Here is a 19,271-nt window from a genome sequence, read left to right as displayed (position 1 = left end):
ATTGCGCAAACCGTTGCGCAGGGTCAGTCTGAGCTCGTCGACGACGACGAACGCCCGAGGAGGACCACCCGTGGAGCACGCGCCCATCGCGACCGTCCACCCCGACGGGCAGCAGGACCGGTCCGTCCGTGCTCGCGTGGAGCATGTCGCCAAGGCGTTCGGGCCCACCCGTGCCCTCGTCGACGTGTCCTTCGAGCTCCGCTCCGGCGAGGTGCTCGCGCTGGTCGGCGAGAACGGTGCCGGCAAGAGCACCTGCGTGAAGCTGCTCGGCGGCGTCTACAGCCCCGACGCCGGAACCGTCGAGGTCGCGGGCACGTCGACGCCGATGGACGGGCCGCTCGACGCGCAACGTCGCGGGGTCGCGGTGGTGAACCAGCACCCGGCGCTGTTCGGTGAGCTGTCCATCGCCGAGAACATCTTCGCGGGACGTCCGCTGCGCACCTCGTTCGGCGTCCTCGACCACGCACGTATGCGCGCCCGGGCGGCCGAACTGCTGCGCCGCCTGAAGTTGCGGCGCGACCCGAGCACGCCCGCCAGTGCACTGCGCACCTCCGAACAGCAGATGGTCGAGATCGCCCGGGCGCTCGCGTCGGAGGCGTCGGTCATCGTCCTCGACGAGCCGACCGCCGCGCTGTCCAGCGGTGAGGTCGAGACGCTGTTCGGCATCGTCGAGGAGCTGCGGTCCTCCGGTGTCGCGCTGCTCTTCGTCGGACACCGGCTGGAGGAGATCTTCGCGATCTCCGACCGCATCGCCGTGCTGCGGGACGGCGCGCTCGTCGCCACGCACGCGACAGCGGACCTCACGCCCGCCGAGACGGTGCGTCTCATGGTCGGACGGCAGCTCACCGACCTGTACCCGGAACGCGCGGGCTCCGCGGCCGACGCCGTCGTGCTCGAGGTCGCGGGCCTGTCGTCCGACAACGGCGTCACCGACGTCGGCCTCACCATCCGGGCCGGTGAGATCGTCGGCCTCGCCGGGCTCGTCGGCAGCGGCCGCACCGAGGTCGCCCGGCTGCTGTTCGGCATCGACCGCAGGTCCGCGGGACGTATCGAGATGGACGGCCGGCCGGTCGCGCTGCGTTCGCCGGCCGCGGCGCTCGCCCGTGGGATCGCCTACGTGTCGGAGGACCGGCGCGGGCAGAGTCTCGTCGAGGAGTTCAGCATCCTCGACAACGCCACCCTGCCCGTCATCTCGCGGGCGACGCGGTTCGGGCTGGTGATGAAGCGCGCCGAGATGGCCCTCGTCAGCAGCTCGCTGAGCCAGATGAACCTCAAGTTCAGCAGCTACGGACAACCCGTCGCGACGCTGTCCGGTGGCAACCAGCAGAAGGTCGTGCTCGCGAAGTGGTTGGCGAGCAATCCGCGCCTGCTGATCCTGGACGAGCCGACGCAGGGCATCGACGTCGGCGCGAAGGCCGAGGTCCACCGCATCATCGCCGGTCTCGCCGACCAGGGCCTGGCGATCCTGCTCATCTCGTCGGACATGCCCGAGATCCTCGGCATGTCCGACCGTGTGCTCGTCATGCGGCAGGGCCGCATCGCCGCCGAGTTCGCCCGCGGCGAGGCCGACCAGGAGGCGATCGGCGCCGCCGCGACCGGTGCGGCAGTGGACGCCGATCACGTGGGCACGACCGCACCCCGGACGGGCGTCCGCGCCACCACGCGTCCGGCCGCCACCACCCGCGACGCATCGAGCGATCGCGAGCGCCCAACCCCCGGACGGTCGCCGCTGGTCGACCGGCTCCGATTGCTCGCGGCACGGCGCGAAGCAGGTCTCGTCGCGGCGCTCGCCGTCATGGTCGTCGTCATCACGCTGGTCAACTCCCGGTTCCTGAGTTCGACCAACCTCGACAGCATCTCGGGCGAGGCGTCGCTGGTCGGGTTCGTGGCGGCCGGGCAGTTGCTCGTCGTGCTGACCCGGAACATCGACGTGTCGGTCGGGTCGGTGATCGGACTGACCGCCTACCTGTTCGGCGAGTTCGTCAAGGAGCACCCGAACGCGCCGGTCGTGGTCGGGTTCCTCGTCGCCGCCGGCATCGGCCTCGCCTGCGGTCTCGTCAACGGGCTCATGGTCGCCTACGGCGGCGTCCCCTCGATCGTGGTCACGCTCGGGACCCAGTACGTCTTCCGCGGCGTCGACAGCCTGTTGTCCGACGGCAAGGAGATCGCCCCGGGCGACATCCCGCAGCACGTGCAGGACGCCCTCAACCGCAACCTGTTCGGCCCGTCCGCCCTCGTCTGGGTCACGATCGCCGTCTTCGTCGTCGTCGGGCTCGCCCTGCGCTGGACGACGACAGGACGCGAGATCTACCAGGTCGGCTCCAACGCGGACGGCGCGCGGCTGCTCGGAGTGCCCCTCCAGCGGCGGATCCTGCTGTCGTTCGCGGTCTCCGGGATGCTCGCGGGCATCGGCGGCGGTCTGTGGGCCGCCCACTACGGCATCGTCGACGGCCAGACCGCCTACGGGCAGGAGCTGACGGTCATCGCCGCTGTGGTCGTCGGCGGCGTCGCCCTGCGAGGCGGGTTCGGCACCGCCGCGGGCGTGGCCCTCGGCACGATGATCCTCTTCACCATCCAGAACGCGCTCGAACTCGCGAAGGTCGACTCGGACAACCTCCAGGCCTTCTACGGCGCCGCGATCATCGTCGCGGTCGGTTTCGACCTCGTCGTCGGACGACGTGGCCGTCGGGCGAAGGCGGTGCTCTGATGCGCAGGAACCTCCTCGCCTTCGCCGGCCGGTGGGAGACCGTCCTCGCGATCGGGACGATCGTCGTGCTGATCGTCGCGCAGGCGACGACACCCGGTTTCGCGGACGGGTTCAACATCGCCAACGCGGTGTCCACCATGTCCGAGAAGGCGCTCATGGTGTTGCCACTGGCGCTGCTCATCGTGGCCCGCGAGATCGACATCTCGGTCGCGAGCATCGCCGGGCTCAGCGCGGTGTCCGCCGGGATGATGCTGCGGGACGGGCAGTCGACGACCGTCGCCGTCCTGGTCGCCCTCGCGGTCGGGATCGCGTGCGGTGCGTTCAACGGGTTCTGCGTCGCGGTCCTCGGGATGCCGTCGCTCGTCGTCACGCTCGGCACGCTCGCGCTGTTCCGCGGGCTCTGCTACGTGCTGCTGGGCGGCCAGCCGGTGACCACCGTGCCGGCCTCGCTGATCTCGTTCAGCAACGACAACGTCGCGGGCACGTACATCCCGCTCGACATCCTGCCGTTCATCGTCCTGGCCCCGGTCTTCGGCATCGTGCTGCACCGCCTGCCGACCGGACGTCGCATCTTCGCCATCGGCGGCAACCCGGCCACCGCTCGCTACTCGGCGGTCGGCGTCACGCGCATCCGGTTCGGGCTGTTCGTGGTGTCGGGCGCCGTCTGCGCCGTCGCCGGCGTCATCAACATCGGACGGACGAGCCAGGCGTCACCCGATGCGCTCACCGGCTACGAACTCGACGCGATCACGGTCGTGTTCCTCGGCGGGGTGAGCTTCCTCGGCGGCAAGGGGCGCATCAGCGGCGTGGTGTGGGCACTCGTGCTGCTCACCGGTCTGCGCAGCGCCCTGCAACTCAACAACGTCAGCGCCTACGCCCAGGGGACGGCGGTCGGGCTGCTGCTCGTCCTCTCGCTGCTGATCGCGAACATCGCCCGCCGGGTCGCGCAGCGGACCGGCCGCCGTCCGGCGGTCGAGGCCCCACCCACGCTCGGCGACGTGCCGCTCGCCGAGGCGCGTTCCGAGTGACCCTCGCGCACCGATGCAGCACCCACCTACCCACCGATGTACGACCGATGAGGAGAACACCATGAAGGTCCGCAGGACGGCTTCGCTGGCGGTGGCGGCGTTGACCGCCGCCGGCATGCTCACCGGATGCGCCTCGAGCGGTTCGGGAGGCGGCGGCCAGCAGGCCGCGTGCAAGGACGGCAAGGGGACGGTCGGTTACATCCCCAAGCTCGGAACGGACCCGTACATGGTGACGGTGCGCAAGGCCGCCGAGGCGGCGGCGAAGAAGACCGGGGGCAAGGTCATCTACACCTCGCCCAGTGACGCCACCGGTGCCGCGCAGATCCCGTTCGTCAACCAGCTCATCTCGCAGCGGGTGTGCGTCATCGCGATCTCGGGCAGCGACCTCAACTCGACCTCGGCCGCCCTCAAGCGGGCGCGTGCGGCCGGCATCAAGGTGCTGTCGTGGGACTCCGACGTCGCCACCGGCTCGCGCGCCGTCTTCATCAACCAGGCCAAGACCGCCGAGCTCGGCCAGAAGATGCTCGACAGCATGAGCACGCTCCTGGGGGCGCAGGGCGGCGACTTCGCCGTGCTGTCCTCGACGCCCACGGCCGTCAACCAGAACGCGTGGATCGCGAACATGAAGTCGCGCCTCGCCGGCGACCCGAAGCTCAAGAAGCTGCGTCTGGTCAAGGTCGCCTACGGCCAGGAGAAGGCGGACGTCAACGCGCAGCAGGCCAAGTCGCTCGTGCAGGCCTACCCGAACCTGAAGGGCATCATCGTGCCCGCCGGGATCGGACTGCCCGCCGCCGCCCAGGCTCTGACGCAGGTCGGCGCCCTCGGCAAGGTCAAGCTCACCGGGCTGGCGCCGGCGTCGCTGATCAAGAACTACATCAAGGGCGGCAACGTCCAGGACGTGTGGTGGAACGTCTCGGACCTCGGCACGCTGTCCTACTACGCGGCCCAGGCACTGGCCCAGGGCAAGATCTCCGGCAAGGCCGGCGAGAGCTTCACCGCCGGCTCCCTCGGCACGTTCAAGGTCGGATCGGACGGTGTCGTGATCCTCGGTCCCGCCAAGGTCGTCACCCCGTCGAACGTCGACGAGTTCGCGTTCTAGGTCCCTGCTGCCCGTGTCCCGAACCGACCACATGACGGCGCACCTCGACGATCTCGTCGTCGAGGTGCGCCGCCTCATGGCGGATCGCCGCCGCGTGATCCTCGGCATCACGGGGGCTCCCGGTGCAGGCAAGTCGACCGTGGCCGACGCGCTCTGCCAGCGCATCGGCCCTACGTCCGCCGTCGTCGGCATGGACGGGTTCCATCTGGCCCAGGCCGAACTCGAACGCCTGGGCAGGGCCGATCGCAAGGGTGCGCCGGACACCTTCGACTCGTGGGGTTACGCCGCCCTGCTGCAACGCCTCCGCACGCCGGGAGACCACCCGGTCTACGCGCCGGTGTTCCGGCGCGAGATCGAGGAGCCCGTGGCGGGCGCCGTCCGCGTCGACCCCCACGTCCGCCTCGTCATCACCGAGGGCAACTACCTGCTGCTCGACGTCGACGGATGGTCCGTCGCGCGCAGCGCACTGGACGCGGCCTGGTACCTCGAACCCGACGACGACGTCCGTGTCGAGCGTCTGGTCCGGCGGCACGTCGCGTTCGGGAAGGACTCGGCGACCGCACGTTCCTGGGTGACCGATGTCGACGAGGAGAACGCCCGCACGGTCCGCGGCTCACGCGACGGCGCCGACCTGGTGATCCGCCTGACCGACGGCGCGACGCCGGGCCGCCGCCGAGGGTGAGGTCCGCTTCGTCCAGCGCGTGTCGGCCGCCGCGCGCCGTCCCGCGGGTGGATCATGCGCCAGACACGACACCGTGTCGATCGGGCGAATTCCGGTGTTGCTGCTGCGCCGACCGCACCTGTTCGCCCTAGGGTTCGAAGCCTCGGATCGAGACCATGGTCCTCGGGAGGGAGGGTCATGCGCCTCTCGGTCGTCGGCAGCTTCGCCGACCGGGTCGCGGTGATGTACGGCGGACGCGTCGTCGAGCAGGGACCCGCCGCCGCGGTCTTCGCTGCACCCGCCCATCCCTACACGCGCATGCTGCTCGCGGCGGTGCCCCGCATCGAGGCCGCCCGCGCCCTCGTCGCCATTCCCGGCCGCGCCCCTGCGCCGGGCAACCGTCCGCCCGGTTGTCCTTTTGCGCCACGTTGCGCATTACACGTCGAGACATGTGACGAGCGACTGCCCGACGTCGATCTCGCGCTGCGGCCGCGGCGCTGCCTCGCGCTCGTGGGGGAGTCGGGCTCGGGCAAGACCGCGGTGTCCCGCGCGCTCGCGGGTCTGCACGACCGCTGGACGGGGGAGGTGCGCCTGAACGGCGTCGCCCTGGCGCCGTCCGTCCGCCGCCGCCCCCGGGGCGCCACACGGGCGATCCAGTACGTGTTCCAGAACCCGTACGGTTCGCTGAACCCCCGGCGGACGGTCGGCCAGTCCGTCGCCCGTCCGTTGACCCTGCTGGACGTGCCCCGCCACGAGAGCGGGGCTCGCGTCGCCGCCATGCTCGATCGCGTGTCGCTGCCCGCGGGTTACGCGGCGAAGTACCCCGACGAGCTGTCCGGCGGTGAGCGCCAACGCGTCGCGATCGCCCGCGCGTTGATCTGCGAGCCGCAGGTGCTGCTGTGCGACGAGGTCACGAGCGCGCTGGACGTCTCGGTGCAGGCCTCGGTGGTCACGTTGCTGCGCGAGCTGCACGACGAGCTGGGTCTGAGCATCCTGTTCGTCACGCACAACCTGCCGCTCGTGCGCACGATCGCCGACGACGTCGTCGTCGTGCGCGACGGCCGCATCGTCGAGTCCGGACCGGTCGGACGGGTGCTCGCGCACCCGTCCGACGAGTACACGCTGCGCCTGCTGGCCGGCGCCCCCCGGCTCACCGGGGCGCAGGCGTGAGCGGGCTGGTCTGTGCGCACCGCGGTGCGAGCCTCGAACTGCCCGACAACTCGATGGCCGCGTTCGCGGCGGCGATCGCGTCGGGCTGCGACATGATCGAGACCGACGTCCGCCTCGCCGCGGACGGTCGGCTGGTGCTCGCCCACGACACGTGGGACGTCGTCGACGGCGTGGCCGAGCTGGCAGCGTTGCTCGAACTGGCGGACGGCCGCGTCGGCCTCGACCTCGAGATCGTCGAACTCGGACTCGAGCGGCCGCTGCTCGACGCGGTGGACGGCTTCTCCGGACCGTTGCTCATCACGTCGACCTACGCCGAGGTGCTCGCGGAGGTGCGCGACCTCGCTCCGCACCTCGACACCGGCCTGGTCGTCGAGGCGCCCTACGACGGCAGCGTCTTCACCGGCGACGCGGTCGCTCTGGCGCGGGCGTGCGGCGCGTCGACCACGCTGGTCGAGGACGCCATCGCCACCGACGTGTTCCTCGCCGCTGTCGACTCACCGCTGTGGGTGTGGACGGTGAACGACCACGACCGGCTGGCAGAGTTGCTCGCGCACCCGCGTGTCACCGGCGTCATCACCGACGACCCCGCGCTGGCGCGCGGAATCCGGGAGGCAGCATGACCACGTTCCGAAGTGCGGTCGAGGCGGGAGATCTCGACGCCGCGACGTCGCTGCTCGCCGACGACGTCGTGTTCCGCAGCCCCGTCGCGCACAGGCCGTACGAAGGCCGGCCGGTCGTCGAGATGATCCTGCGCGCGGTGTTCGAGGTGTTCGTCGACTTCCACTACGTGCGCGAGTTCCGCAGCGACGACGGAGAGGTGCTGGTCTTCGAGGCGACGGTCGACGGCCTCGACATCGCCGGCGCCGACTTCATCACCTTCGATGCGGACGGTCGCATCACCGACTTCACCGTGATGGTTCGGCCGCTAAGGGCGGCGCAGGCGCTGGCGGCACGGATGGCCGACGCCGTAGGGGCACGACTGAAGGCCGGCGCGCCCCCCGACGCTCCGGCCCCGTCGTGAGTGCTCAGCCCTTGAGCCGCTTGGCGATCGACACCGCGCGCTGGGCGAGGTGGTCGAGCGCATTGGTCTCGGCGTCGCCGAGGGGGGCGTCGTTGTTCGCGCCGGTGACGTGCGAGGCGCCGTACGGGTTGCCGTCGACGAACTTCAGCATGTCCGTGTAGCCGGGAGCCACGATCAATCCGCCGAAGTGGTGGATCGAGTTGTACAGCGCGAGCAGCGTCGTCTCCTGACCGCCGTGCGCGGTCTGGGTCGCGGTGAAGCCGGCGTAGACCTTGTCGGCCAGCAGGCCCTGTTGCCACTTCGGGCCCAGCGAGTCGAGGTAGCTCTTCAGCTGCGCGGCGACGTTGCCGAAGCGGGTGGGCGTGCCGAACAGCACGACGTCCGCCCACACGATGTCGTCGGGCGTGGCGACCGGGGCGTCCTTGGTCTCCTCGACGTGCTGCTGCCAGGTCGGGTTCGAGGCGATCGCCTCGGCCGGCGCGTTCTCGGCGACGCGCAGCAGGCGCACGTCACCGCCGGCGCCCTCGGCGGCCTTCGCCAGCCGCTGCGCCATCGTGTGCAGCGTGCCGGTCGCGGAGTAGTAGATGATCGAGACGTTCACGTCGGACATCGGAAGTCCGGCCTCCTCGGGTATCGATGCGTACGAAGACGACATACCCGAAGTGGTTGCACAGCGAACTATCGATGACCTGTTTCACGCGGTCATGCCTGAGCAACCGCTGTCCGTGGGCCGGACGCACGGTCGGGGACCGTTCTGCGTGTCATGCTGGACACATCCGGCGAAGCGCCTTCGAGGTCGGATCCGACCCGAGGAGCCCGCTCGTGACCGTCCTGACTGCTGTCGTCCCCGAACAACAACGGGGCAGTGACTACGCCGGCCTGAGCCGCGCCGTCCGGGCCGCCCGCCTGCTCGAGCGCACCCCGCTGCGCTACGTCACGCGTATCGCGCTGACGCTCGCGTTCTTCGCCGCCTGCTGGTGGGTGGCCGCCTTCCTCGGCGCCACCTGGTTCGTGTTGATCCCCGCCGGTCTGCTCGGCGTCGCGTCGACCCAGATCGCCTTCCTCGGCCACGATGGCGGCCACCAGCAGATCAGCGCGTCGCGCTCGGGCAACACCGCCGTCGGGCTGCTCGCAGGCAACCTCCTGTCCGGCTTGAGCATCGGGTGGTGGGTCGACAAACACAACCGACACCACGCCAACCCGAACAAGGAGGATCACGACCCCGACATCGGTGAGGGCGTGCTCGCCTTCACCACCGCGCACGCCGAGACCTCTCGTGGACCGATCGCGCGCGCCATCGTCCGCAACCAGGCCGTGCTGTTCTTCCCGCTGTTGATGCTGGAGGGCCTGAATCTGCACGTCGCCTCGATCGCGTACCTGCGCGGTGCGCGGACGGCCAGACTGCGCCGCACCGAGATCGCCCTGCTCGCGGTGCACCTCGCCGCGTACGGCGTCGCCGTCTTCGCCCTGCTGCCGTTCGCGCACGCCGTCGCGTTCGTGGCCGTGCACCAGGCGGTCTTCGGCTTCTACATGGGTTGCTCGTTCGCGCCGAACCACAAGGGCATGCCGATCATCGCGGCGCACGAGAAGCTCGACTACCTGCGCCGCCAGGTTCTGACCTCGCGCAACGTGCGCGGCGGGTGGTTCGTCGACCAGCTGCTCGGCGGACTGAACTACCAGATCGAGCACCACCTGTTCCCGAGCATGCCCCGCGCCAACCTGCGACGTGCCCGGCACCTGGTGCGCGACTACTGCGCGCAGCACCGCATCCCGTACGCCGAGACCGGTCTCTTCCGCTCCTACGCCCTCGCGCTGCGGCACCTGCACGACCTCGGCGCACCGCTGCGGGCCCGGGTCTCGGCCGCATCGGCCTAGGCAGGGGGCCTGATGCTGGTAGCCTCGACGGTGGTTGTCAGCAGTTCGAACGGCGCGATCACGCGGCGCAAGTAATTGTTGAGTTGCGTTTGTCGCCGGCTCGACCACGAGCCGTCCCTTCGCACAACCAGCGTCACGCGCACACGGTGCGGGCGCAGGGAGTCCCCGGAAGGACGAACGAGCATGGCACAGGGCACGGTCAAGTGGTTCAACAGCGAAAAGGGCTTCGGCTTCATCGCTCCCGACGACGGCAGCAAGGACGTCTTCGTCCACTACTCGGCCATCGAGGGCAACGGCTACAAGAGCCTCGAAGAGGAGCAGCGCGTCGAGTTCGAGACCACGCAGGGCCAGAAGGGCCTGCAGGCCGCGAACGTCCGCGCCGTCTGACACACCCAGACGCACGAACGGCCCGGGCAGCCTCGCTGCCCGGGCCGTTTCGCGTCCGGACGCTGCCGCGTCCCGGCGCGGCTGAGTACCGATACGCATGTGCGGACGGCCTGTGGCCGGTTTCGTCGGGGGCATGACCTCGACACCGCCGTACCACCCGCACCACGACCCGCTGCCCCGTCTCGCGGACGAACTGTCCGCGGTGAGCGACCGGCTCACCACCATCGGCGCCGAACTCCGGCAGTGGCAGCGCCCCGCCACCGCACCGGCCGCCCCGTACGCCGTGCCGCCGGCCCAGCCGCCGGCCTTCGGCCCCGTCCCCCTGCAGTACCCGACGCCGTACCCGCCCGCGGCCCCCCGCCCGCCGTACCCGTCTCCTGCACCGCCACCCACGTCTCCGCCCTGGCCGATGCAAACCGCCCGCGTCGGCGGCACCCCGCCGGGCCCGCCGCCCCCCACGCTGTGGGAACGGCTGGGCCGCGAGGGCGCGGGCAGCCGCATCCTCGCGTGGGTCGGCGCGGGCGTCACGCTGGCCGGTCTCGTCCTGCTGCTCGTGCTCGCCGTCCAGCGCGGCTACATCGGTCCCGTGCCGCGACTGCTGCTGGGCGGCGCCCTGAGCGCCGCGCTCGTCGGCATCGGGCTGGCGCTGCACCGGCGTCCCGGCGGGCAGATCGGCGGACGGGCCGCGGCCGCGACCGGGTTCGCCGGCCTGTTCCTCGACGTCATCGCGACGACCGCCGGCTACCACTTCGTCCCGCCCGCCGCCGGTCTCGGGCTCGGCCTCGCCGTCGCCGCGGCGGGTGTCGGTGTCGCCCACGTCTGGCGCAGCGAGCTGCTCGCCGGGTTCGTCGTGCTCGGCTGTGCGCTGAGCGGACCCGTCCTTACCGGCGTCCACCAGCCGGCGCTGCTGCTCGGCTTCCTGCTCGTCCTGCAGGTCGCGACGTCCCCCGTGCACCTCGGCCACCGCTGGGGCGGTCTCGCCCTCGTGGCCAACGTCCCGCCGAGCCTGGCTGTGCTCGCCCTCGCCGCGGCCCGCATCGACGGTGGCACCGACGCGCCCGTCGTCGCCGGCCTCGCCGTCGTGGTCGCCACCGTCCAACTCGCCGTCGCCACCCTGCTCGCCTCTCGGCAGCGCCATGACATCGCCCTCGGCCTCGCACTCGCCGCGCCCGTGCCGGTGATGGTGTCGGCGCCGCTGCTCGCCGGCACGACCGCCGCCGTCGTCCTGGGGGGCTTCGGCGCTCTGCTCGCGGCGCTGTGGACGGCCCAGCGCACCCGCGCCCTGCCCGTTCCCGACGGCTTCGCCCTCGCGATCGGCGGGGGAGCGGTGGTCACCGCCGTCCAGGCCGTGTGTCTCGGTGCGGACGGCTCCGGCCGCGCTCTCGCCCTGCTGGGCGGCGCGGTGCTGCTGGCCGTCCTCGCCGGCACCGCCCGCTACGCCGCCGCGGCCGTCGCCGCCGCCGGCGTCGGGGGTCTCGGCCTCATGATCGCGCTCGCCGAGTCGCTTCGTCCCGAGTTCGTCACCGTCGCCCCGTACGGCACCGTCGCTCGATCCGAGGTCTTGGCCATGGGGGCCACCGGACTGCTGGTCGCCGTCGCCGCGGTCGCCTTCGCCTGGGCGGCAGGACGGACGGTCGCGGCCGGGGACGCCGACGGCGTCCGTCCGATCTGGATCACCGCGGGCCTGGCCGGGCTCTACGGCGCGACGGCCGCCGTCGTGTCGATGGGGTTGGCGATCTCGCCGGACGAGCGCGGCTTTCTCGCCGGGCACGTCGGCGTGACCGTGTCGTGGACCGTCGCCGCGCTGGTGCTGCTGCTGCGCTGGACGCACTCGACGCCGCTGCGGGTCACCGGTCTTGCGCTCGTCGCCGCCGCGGTCGCCAAGCTGGTGCTGTTCGACCTGTCGTCGCTCAGCGGCATCCCGCGCGTGCTGTCGTTCCTGGGGGCCGGGCTGGTGCTGCTGGCTGCCGGCGCGCGCTACGCCTCACGGACCACCGTCGACGACGACGAGGCGGCGCGGGAACCGGTTCAGGCCGGCGGATCGATGTACAGGTCGTAGACCACGTCGGGTCCACCGCCGTACTGCGCGAGGTCGGTCACGCCGGCCTCGCGCAGTACGTCCACGTCGATCCAGGTGTTGCCCGTCATCTCCCGGGACGGACGGGTCACGATCGCCATCGCGGCGTCGGCCATGATCTCCGGCTTGCGCGACTTCGACAGCGCGTCGTCGCCGCCGAGCAGGTTGCCGACCGCAGCGGTGGCGATCATCGTCTGCGGCCACAGCGTGTTGGCCGCCACGCCGGCCTCGGCGTACTCGGCCGCCCAGCCGAGCGTCAGCAGCGTCATGCCGTACTTGGCGAGCGTGTACGCCGGGTACTGCCCCATCCACTTCGGGTCGAGGTTCACCGGCGGTGACAGGGTCAGCACGTGCGGGTTCTCCGCCTTGCGCAGGTGCGGCAGCGAGGCGCGGGTGAGGAGGAAAGTCCCACGCAGTTGGATCTGTTGCATCAGGTCGAACCGCTTGACGGGCAGCTCCTCGGTCTTCTGCAGCGCGAGGGCGGAGGCGTTGTTCACGCAGATGTCGATGCCGCCGAAGCGATCGACGGCCTGGTCGACGGCGTTCTGCACCGACGCCTCGTCGCGCACGTCGCCGACGACCGGCAGGCAGGCACCGCCGGCCGCCTCGATCTCGGCGGCGGCGGTGTGGATCGTGCCGGGCAGGCGCGGGTCGGGCTTGTCGGTCTTGGCCAGCACGACGACGTTGGCGCCCAGCCGCGACGCCGCGACACCGATCGCGAGACCGATGCCGCGGCTGCCGCCGGACATGATCAACGTCTTGCCTGCGAGTTCGTCCGCCACGATCGTCCCTTCGCCGCTGTCAGGTCAGGGTCGAACGTAGCGCCCGTCCGCGGGCGGACGAGTCAGACCTTGACGGGCCCGTCCTGCTGGGCCAGCAGCTGCCGGGCCTGCTCGGCGAAGCCGTTGCGGGCCACGACGTCGTACCGTCCGGCGACGAAGCTGCGGGCGGTGGCGAAGTTCTGCTTGCCCTTCAGCGCGCTCTGCGCGGCGAGGCCGAACGCCGCGCCGACGCCGGCACCGACGAGCACCGCCGAGACGATGGTGGCCGCGACGGCGGCGCCGCCGGCGAACAGCGACATGAGCAGACCGACGAACAGACCCATCCACACGCCCTGGGACGCGCCCGCGAGCGTGGCGCGGCCGCGGGTCATCTTCCCGACGACACGCTCCACCAGCTTGACGTCCGAACCGACGATGTCGAGGTGCTCGATCGGGAAGCCGCGTGCGGCGAGTCGGTCGACAGCGGCGCGGGCGCTGTCGTGGTCGTCGTACCCGGCCACCGTGTTCCACGCGAGGAACGCGGAGTCGTAACGGGGGGCCATCGGGCCGGTCATGGTGATCGTCTCCTTGGACTGAGATCGTCGGCGGTTCCGCCGACATCTTCAACGTCCCCGCGGGCGCTGGAGCTTCCCTGAGCGCTGACCAGGTGAAAGCTGTGAAGGCGTCAGCTCGCGACGGAGGCGGCCATCCCCATGATCAACGCCTCGTACTCGTCGAACAGCTGCGCGAGCTCGCGACGGTCGACGCCTCGTCCCCACTGCTGCTGTCCGATGAGCAGGGACAGGCCGAGCACGGCGAGCCGTTCGGCCCGCCGGCCCCGTCCGACGACCTCGCCGATGGCCGAGCGCAGCGTGGACAGACGCTCGTCGTCGACCCGCTGCTGCACCTCGGCGACGGCGGGGTTCACGTGGCTCCAGGCGCGGATCGCCGTCTCGGCCTCGTGGGGCAACGACGCGACCACCTTCTTCAACGACCGCACGCGGGCGCGAGCGTCGGGTTCGGCCGCGGCAGCGTCCGCGAGCTTGAGCGTCTTCTCCCGCTCCCAGTGCGTCAGCAGCTCGACGACGAAGGCGTCCCAGTTGCCGAAGTAGTGGTAGAAGGAGCCGGTCGTCACGCCGAGCGAGGAGCACAGCCGGCCGATGCGCAGCCGGGCGTGCCCCTCGCGGGCGAGCAGATCGAGCGCCGCGGCGAAGTAGTCGTCGCGGGTGACGACGACTCTCACTAGAAGACTTTGCGCAGGATTGCTTCTTTGATGCGGGTGAACGGCGGGTAGGCGAAGGACGGGTCGGGACGCGTGCCCTTGCGCAGCACCGCCTTGCGGTGACTGAACGTCTGGAATCCCCACGAGCCGTGGTAGGCGCCGGTGCCGCTGTTGCCCACTCCGCCGAAGGGCAGCTCGGGCACCATGATGTGGTAGAGCAGGTGGTTGATGCAGGCGCCGCCGGAGCTGATCTCGCCGAGCACGCGCTCCTCGGTCGCCCGGCTCTCGGTGAACAGGTACATCGCCAGGGGCTTGGGGCCCTGCTGCACGTGGGCGATCGCGTCGTCGAGCGAGTCGACGGTGACGACCGGCAGGATCGGGCCGAAGATCTCCTCGCGCATGAGGTCGGATCCCGCGTCGGGGTCGACGACCACCGTCAGCTGCGCGCGGTGGGTCGAGGTCTCGACGCTGCCGCCGCGGACGGTCTCGCCGCCGGCCGACTGCAGCAGCTTCTCGAGGCGGCCCGCGTGGCGCTCGTTCACGACCGGCAGGGACGGTTCGGGGCTGAACGTGTCGAGCGCGGTCTTCAACTCGCGGACGAACGTGTCGCGGACCGACCGGTCGACGAGCACGTAGTCGGGTGCGATGCAGGTCTGGCCGGAGTTGAGCAGCTTGCCGAAGGCGACGCGGCGGGCGGCGACCTTCACGTTGGCGTCCGCGGCGACGATGGCCGGGCTCTTGCCGCCCAGCTCGAGCGTCACCGGCGTCAGGTGCTTGGCCGCCGCGGCCATGACGATCTTGCCGACCTCGGGGCTGCCGGTGAACAGGCAGTGGTCGAAACCCTGGTCGAGCAGCTCGTGCGTCTCGTCGACCGCACCCTCGACGACCGCGACGGCCTCGGGGTCGAGGTACTTCGGCAGCACCCGGGCGAGCACCGACGCGCAGGCGGACGCGACCTCGGACGGCTTGAGCACCACGCAGTTGCCGGCGGCGAGCGCGGCGACGATCGGGCCGAGCCCGAGCTGCAGCGGGTAGTTCCACGGGGCGATGACGAGCACGACGCCGAGTGGCTCGTACTGGTACCAGGCGCGTCCGGGCTGCACCGCCAGCGGCACCGGCACGCGCGTCGGGCGCATCCAGGTGCGCAAGTGCTTGCTCGCGTGCCGGATCTCGGCGCTGACGGGCGCGAGGTCGGCCAGCCACGCCTCGGGGGCGGGACGGCCGAGGTCCATGCGCAGCGCCTCGACGAACTCCGCCTCGCGCTCGACGAGCATGCGCTGCAGGGCGGCGAGCTGGTCGAGGCGCCACTCGACCGGCTTGGTGCGGCCGCTGCGGAACGTCGTCCGCAGCCGGGCGACGGTGTCGGGGATGCTCTCGCGGGAGTGGGAGACGCGGGGTGCCGAGGTCGTCATGGGCGTCACCGTACGCCGGATCCCCTGTCCGCACAGGGCCTTCAAACGTAAGGTACCTTATGTTACGTTCCGTGAGATGGACCGTTCGTACGCGGACACCGACGTCTCGTCCACCGCGTTCTGGTCGACCCCGGCGGTCGAGCGTGAACGCTCCTTCGCCCACCTGCGGGCCCACGAACCGGTGAGCTGGCAACGTCCGGCCGACGGCGGCCTCATGCCCTCGGAGGACGACGACGGGTTCTGGGCGGTGGTGCGGCACGCCGACATCGGCGACGTCAGCCACCGACCCGAGATCTTCTGCTCCGGCCAGGGCGTGCAGCTGGAGAACATCCCCGAGATGTTCCTCGAGGCGACGCAGTCGTTCCTCGCCATGGACGCGCCCCGCCACACCGCACTGCGCAAGCTGGTCAGCTCGGCCTTCACGCCGAAGCGGGTGCGCACCGTCGAGGAGCAGATCCGTGACCAGGCCCGCCGCATCGTCGACGACCTGCTCGACGCCGGCAAGTGCGACTTCGTGCACCAGGTGTCGATGCGGCTGCCCATGTGGACGATCTACGAGATGGTCGGCCTGCCCGCCGAGCAGCAGGAGCCGGTCGCGCAGGCCGCCGACCTGCTGGTGTCCAGCAACGACACCGCCGCGCGCGGCGATCTCGACCCGCTCGAGCTCGTCAACGACGCGACGCAGACGCTGATCGTGGCGGGGCTCGAGCTGGCCGAGAACCGGCGCGCGGAGCCCCGCGACGACCTGATGACCGCGCTGGTGCAGGCCGAGGTCGACGGCGAGACGCTGACGGACGAGGAGATCAGCGCGTTCTTCGTGCTGCTGTCGGTGGCGGGCAACGACACCACGCGCAACACGATCAGCCACACGATGCTCGCGCTGCAACAGAACCCCGACCAGCGCGCGTGGCTCGCTGCCGACTTCGACGAGCGCATCCGTTCGGCCGTCGAGGAGTTCGTCCGCTGGGCCACGCCGGTGCAGACGTTCAAGCGCGTGGCGACCGAGGACACCGTGCTCGCCGGCGTCGACATCGCGGCGGGCGAGAAGGTCGTGATGATGTACGGCTCCGGCAACAGGGACGAGGCCGTGTTCGAACGTCCGCTCGAGTTCGACCTCTCGCGCACGCCCAACAAGCACGTCGGGTTCGGCGGCGGCGGCCCGCACTTCTGCATGGGTGCCAACCTCGCGAAGACGCAGCTGCGGGCCATCGTCGACGAGCTACTGCGCCGCGCGCCCGGTCTCGAACTGGGTGAGCCGGACTACCTCGTCAGCAACTTCGTCCACGGTGTGAAGTCGATGCCGTGCACCGTTCAGGGAGCGTGACCGTGCCGTCGTTCACCGGTCCGGACGATCTGCGCCGTTACGTCGGCGGCATCTTCGAGCAGGCGCTCGCCGACGACACGCTCGGCCCGAGGCTGGCCGCCACCGGCGTCACGCTGAAGGTGGTCACCACCGAGCCCGACGCGACGATGATCGTGAACCTGCCCGAGCGGACGGTCACCCTCGGCTCTGCGGACGATCCCGCCGACGCCACGATGCGGATGACGTCCGACGTCGCGAACCGGTTCTGGCAGGGCAAGGTGAACCTGCCGGTCGCCATGGCGCGCAAGCAGGTGAGCGTCGACGGCCGTGTCGCTGCTCTCCTCAAGCTTGTGCCGACGACCAAGCAGCTGTTTCCTGCGTACGTGGAGATGCTGAAGGCCGACGGCCGCGACGACCTGCTGGTGACCGCATGACCGAGACGATCGCGCTCGAGCGCGACGGCGACGTGCTCGTCGTCCGGCTCGACCAGCCCCAGCGACGCAACCCGCTCGACATGGCGATGACCATCGAGCTCTGGGAGGCCTTCGAGAACGTCGGAGACGCCGGTGCGGTCGCGCTCGTCGCCGCCGGCGACCACTTCTGCGTCGGTGGCGACGTGAAGGGGATGGCGGCGTCCGACGACCCGAAGGGGTTCATCAAGGAGCTCGCCGACGGGTTCCACCGCATCATCCGCGCGATGCGGGTGGCCCCGCCGATCGTCGTCGGGGTGCGCGGCTGGGCGGCCGGCGCGGGCATGAGCACGCTGCTCGCGTCCGACGTCGTGATCGCAGGGCAGTCGGTGCAGATGCGTCCGGCCTACTCGGGCATCGGGGTGACCCCGGACGGCGGCATGTCGTGGACGCTGCCGCGTGCGGTGGGCGAGCGCCGGGCGAAGTCGATCCTGCTGCGCAACGCGGTGCTGTCGGCCGACGACGCGCTGCGGCTCGGCATCGTCGACGAGGTGCTGCCCGACGACGAGGTCGACGCGCGGGCGATCGCGCTGGCGAAGGAACTCGCCGCCGGCCCGCGGACGGCGTTCGCCGGCGCCAAGAAGCTGGTGCACGACACGTGGCGTCCGCTCGACGACCACCTCGAGGCCGAAGCCGCGTCGATCTCGGCGTGCGCCGACGGTCCGGACGGGCGCGAGGGCATCCAGGCGTTCGCCGAGCGGCGCGCGCCCGACTTCACGCGGGTGCGCTGACCGTCCGTCGGTAGGAGAACACGACCCACGCAGCGGCCGCGACCACGACGGACATCGACAGCACTCCCGTGAGCCAGCCCGGCGCGCCCGGGATGGAGAACGACGCCTTGGCGACGCACAGCGCGACCAGCGCGGTGCGCACCCGTCCGGTCGCGGACGGCAGCACGCACACCACGCCCCACAGCGCGTACCAGGGGTAGGTGACCGGCAGCAGGAACGCGACCGCGAGCAGGCCGTACCCGGTCGTCGCGGCGAGCGTCCGCCGTCGGAACGTCGTCAGGAGGTACGCGACGATCGCCAGGGCGGCGAGCGCGCCGAGGGCCTGGCCGACGGTGCCCAGCCGCAGATTGCCCGTGATCGACGACGTCGGGTCGCCTTGCGTCGGCGTCGAGAGATTGCCGATCCAGCCCCAGCCGTGCGGGGTCACCGTGCTGACCACGACGACCGTGACGAGTGCGATCGCGGCGTCCACGGCCAGGCGTCGTACGCGGTCGCGCGCGGGCAGCGGCGTTCCCAGCACGTGCCACAGCACGATCGGTCCGACGGCGAGGAAGGCCGGCGCCTTGACCAGCCCGGCCAGGCAGGCGAGTGCCACCGCCACCTCGTACCGGCGGCGCTGCGCGACGACCAGCGAGGCGACCAGCAGCGCGCACATCAGGGCCTCGACGTGCGCGGCCGAGAGCGCGTGCACGAGTACGAGCGGGTTGAGGGCGATCAGCACGACGGTGTCCGCCGTCCGCGTCGAGGCCAGGCGCGTGGCCACTACTGCCAGCGCGGCCACCGACAGCACGGCCACCGCGCGCAGCAGCACCACCGCGACCGTGGGGTCACCCGTCACCGCGCCGATGGCGCGCAGCAGCAGGGTGGTCGCGGGACCGTACGGGCTCTCGGACGACTGCCACCGGGGGTCGACCGCCGCGAGCGCGCGGGCGGCGTCGCCGCCGCCGGTCAGCGCCTTCGGGCTGTCGGTGTAGACGTCCAGTCCGCGGCGCAGCATCAGGGCCTGCGCGGCGTAGGCGTACACGTCCTTGCTGACCAGCGGGGGTCCGACGACGAACGGGGCGGCCCACGCGGCGGCGAGCGTCCAGGCCGTCCGCAGCGGTGGACGCAGCCGCAGCATCGCCACCCACGCCAGGGAGAGCCCGACGATGCCGGCCCACAGCAGCACGCCCCAGACGGGGGAGTCGCCCGCGCGCCAGCCCCGCTCCGGGATCAGGCCGAGCCAGCGGGTGGGCGGCACGGACGTGCCCGTGAACGCCCGTCCGCCCGCGACCACCGCGAGGCACGCCGCGACGAAGCCGGCGAGCGCGACGGCTGCCGTCCGTCCGCCGCTCGTCACCGGGCAGA

At 71.4% G+C, this 19,271-nt stretch carries 19 protein-coding genes; 13 read left to right on the top strand and 6 right to left on the bottom strand.

Annotation, left to right across the window (positions count from 1 at the left end; all coding sequences use genetic code 11):
* The first annotated feature begins 70 nt into the window (after positions 1 to 70).
* The 7 genes from ACYVP9_RS08845 (at position 71) to ACYVP9_RS08815 (ending at position 7,686) form a co-directional block, all read left to right on the top strand.
* Positions 71 to 2,707, top strand: a complete 2,637-nt coding sequence (locus ACYVP9_RS08845; RefSeq protein WP_460604414.1) for an ATP-binding cassette domain-containing protein — start codon at positions 71 to 73, stop codon at positions 2,705 to 2,707.
* On the top strand, positions 2,707 to 3,735 hold the full coding sequence (locus ACYVP9_RS08840) for an ABC transporter permease (RefSeq protein ID WP_460604413.1): 1,029 nt from the start codon (positions 2,707 to 2,709) through the stop codon (positions 3,733 to 3,735). The genes ACYVP9_RS08845 and ACYVP9_RS08840 overlap by 1 nt, the downstream gene beginning before the upstream one ends.
* A 61-nt stretch (positions 3,736 to 3,796) precedes the next feature.
* Positions 3,797 to 4,834, top strand: coding sequence for a rhamnose ABC transporter substrate-binding protein (locus tag ACYVP9_RS08835; RefSeq protein WP_460604412.1), 1,038 nt, complete (start codon positions 3,797 to 3,799; stop codon positions 4,832 to 4,834).
* A 31-nt stretch (positions 4,835 to 4,865) separates the two neighbouring features.
* Complete coding sequence (locus ACYVP9_RS08830) at positions 4,866 to 5,516, top strand: nucleoside/nucleotide kinase family protein (protein WP_460605050.1); 651 nt, start codon at positions 4,866 to 4,868, stop codon at positions 5,514 to 5,516.
* 177 nt (positions 5,517 to 5,693) lie between these two features.
* On the top strand, positions 5,694 to 6,665 hold the full coding sequence (locus ACYVP9_RS08825; protein WP_460604411.1) for an ABC transporter ATP-binding protein: 972 nt from the start codon (positions 5,694 to 5,696) through the stop codon (positions 6,663 to 6,665).
* A complete protein-coding gene (locus ACYVP9_RS08820; RefSeq protein ID WP_460604410.1) occupies positions 6,662 to 7,285 on the top strand; it encodes a glycerophosphodiester phosphodiesterase in 624 nt (207 codons plus the stop codon). The genes ACYVP9_RS08825 and ACYVP9_RS08820 overlap by 4 nt, the downstream gene beginning before the upstream one ends.
* Complete coding sequence (locus ACYVP9_RS08815) at positions 7,282 to 7,686, top strand: nuclear transport factor 2 family protein (RefSeq protein ID WP_460604409.1); 405 nt, start codon at positions 7,282 to 7,284, stop codon at positions 7,684 to 7,686. Before ACYVP9_RS08820 ends, ACYVP9_RS08815 begins: the two co-directional genes overlap by 4 nt.
* Before the next feature lie 4 nt (positions 7,687 to 7,690).
* On the opposite strand, the gene wrbA is transcribed toward ACYVP9_RS08815, so the two are convergent.
* The gene (wrbA, locus tag ACYVP9_RS08810; RefSeq protein WP_460604408.1) at positions 7,691 to 8,296 is read right to left on the bottom strand and encodes an NADPH-dependent FMN reductase family protein; all 606 of its coding nucleotides are present in this window, start codon (positions 8,294 to 8,296) and stop codon (positions 7,691 to 7,693) included.
* A 212-nt stretch (positions 8,297 to 8,508) separates the two neighbouring features.
* On the opposite strand from wrbA, the gene ACYVP9_RS08805 reads away from it, so the two are divergent.
* From ACYVP9_RS08805 to ACYVP9_RS08795, 3 genes are all read left to right on the top strand, one after another.
* Entirely contained in the window at positions 8,509 to 9,561 is a 1,053-nt protein-coding gene (locus ACYVP9_RS08805; protein WP_460604407.1) for a fatty acid desaturase family protein, read from the top strand.
* Positions 9,562 to 9,744: 183 nt separating this feature from the next.
* Positions 9,745 to 9,948, top strand: a complete 204-nt coding sequence (gene cspE / locus ACYVP9_RS08800) for a cold-shock protein (RefSeq protein WP_460604406.1) — start codon at positions 9,745 to 9,747, stop codon at positions 9,946 to 9,948.
* A gap of 133 nt (positions 9,949 to 10,081) precedes the next feature.
* Positions 10,082 to 12,007, top strand: coding sequence for a DUF2339 domain-containing protein (locus tag ACYVP9_RS08795; protein WP_460604405.1), 1,926 nt, complete (start codon positions 10,082 to 10,084; stop codon positions 12,005 to 12,007).
* On the opposite strand, the gene ACYVP9_RS08790 is transcribed toward ACYVP9_RS08795, so the two are convergent.
* The 4 genes from ACYVP9_RS08790 to ACYVP9_RS08775 form a co-directional block, all read right to left on the bottom strand.
* Positions 11,977 to 12,807, bottom strand: coding sequence for an SDR family oxidoreductase (locus tag ACYVP9_RS08790; protein ID WP_460604404.1), 831 nt, complete (start codon positions 12,805 to 12,807; stop codon positions 11,977 to 11,979). The two genes, ACYVP9_RS08795 and ACYVP9_RS08790, sit on opposite strands and share 31 nt — an antisense overlap.
* A gap of 62 nt (positions 12,808 to 12,869) precedes the next feature.
* A complete protein-coding gene (locus ACYVP9_RS08785; protein WP_460604403.1) occupies positions 12,870 to 13,361 on the bottom strand; it encodes a YflT domain-containing protein in 492 nt (163 codons plus the stop codon).
* 110 nt (positions 13,362 to 13,471) lie between these two features.
* Complete coding sequence (locus tag ACYVP9_RS08780) at positions 13,472 to 14,029, bottom strand: TetR/AcrR family transcriptional regulator (RefSeq protein ID WP_460604401.1); 558 nt, start codon at positions 14,027 to 14,029, stop codon at positions 13,472 to 13,474.
* The gene (locus ACYVP9_RS08775) at positions 14,029 to 15,420 is read right to left on the bottom strand and encodes an aldehyde dehydrogenase family protein (RefSeq protein WP_460604400.1); all 1,392 of its coding nucleotides are present in this window, start codon (positions 15,418 to 15,420) and stop codon (positions 14,029 to 14,031) included. The genes ACYVP9_RS08780 and ACYVP9_RS08775 overlap by 1 nt, the downstream gene beginning before the upstream one ends.
* A 76-nt stretch (positions 15,421 to 15,496) precedes the next feature.
* Here ACYVP9_RS08775 and ACYVP9_RS08770 point away from each other — a divergent pair, with 76 nt between their 5' ends.
* From ACYVP9_RS08770 to ACYVP9_RS08760, 3 genes are read left to right on the top strand one after another with little or no spacing between them, the layout of a single operon-like run.
* On the top strand, positions 15,497 to 16,744 hold the full coding sequence (locus tag ACYVP9_RS08770; RefSeq protein ID WP_460604398.1) for a cytochrome P450: 1,248 nt from the start codon (positions 15,497 to 15,499) through the stop codon (positions 16,742 to 16,744).
* Positions 16,745 to 16,746: 2 nt separating this feature from the next.
* Positions 16,747 to 17,157 carry an SCP2 sterol-binding domain-containing protein gene (locus ACYVP9_RS08765; protein WP_460604396.1) on the top strand — a complete coding sequence of 137 codons (411 nt, stop codon included), beginning with the start codon at positions 16,747 to 16,749 and terminating at the stop codon, positions 17,155 to 17,157.
* The gene (locus ACYVP9_RS08760; protein WP_460604395.1) at positions 17,154 to 17,924 is read left to right on the top strand and encodes an enoyl-CoA hydratase/isomerase family protein; all 771 of its coding nucleotides are present in this window, start codon (positions 17,154 to 17,156) and stop codon (positions 17,922 to 17,924) included. Before ACYVP9_RS08765 ends, ACYVP9_RS08760 begins: the two co-directional genes overlap by 4 nt.
* On the opposite strand, the gene mptB is transcribed toward ACYVP9_RS08760, so the two are convergent.
* Complete coding sequence (mptB, locus tag ACYVP9_RS08755; RefSeq protein ID WP_460604394.1) at positions 17,908 to 19,263, bottom strand: putative hexosyltransferase; 1,356 nt, start codon at positions 19,261 to 19,263, stop codon at positions 17,908 to 17,910. The two genes, ACYVP9_RS08760 and mptB, sit on opposite strands and share 17 nt — an antisense overlap.
* Positions 19,264 to 19,271: the final 8 nt, after the last annotated feature.

The organism is Jatrophihabitans fulvus (genome assembly GCF_054781375.1).
Note: the sequence above shows the minus strand (reverse complement) of the source record. Positions and strands in the feature narration are given on the sequence as shown.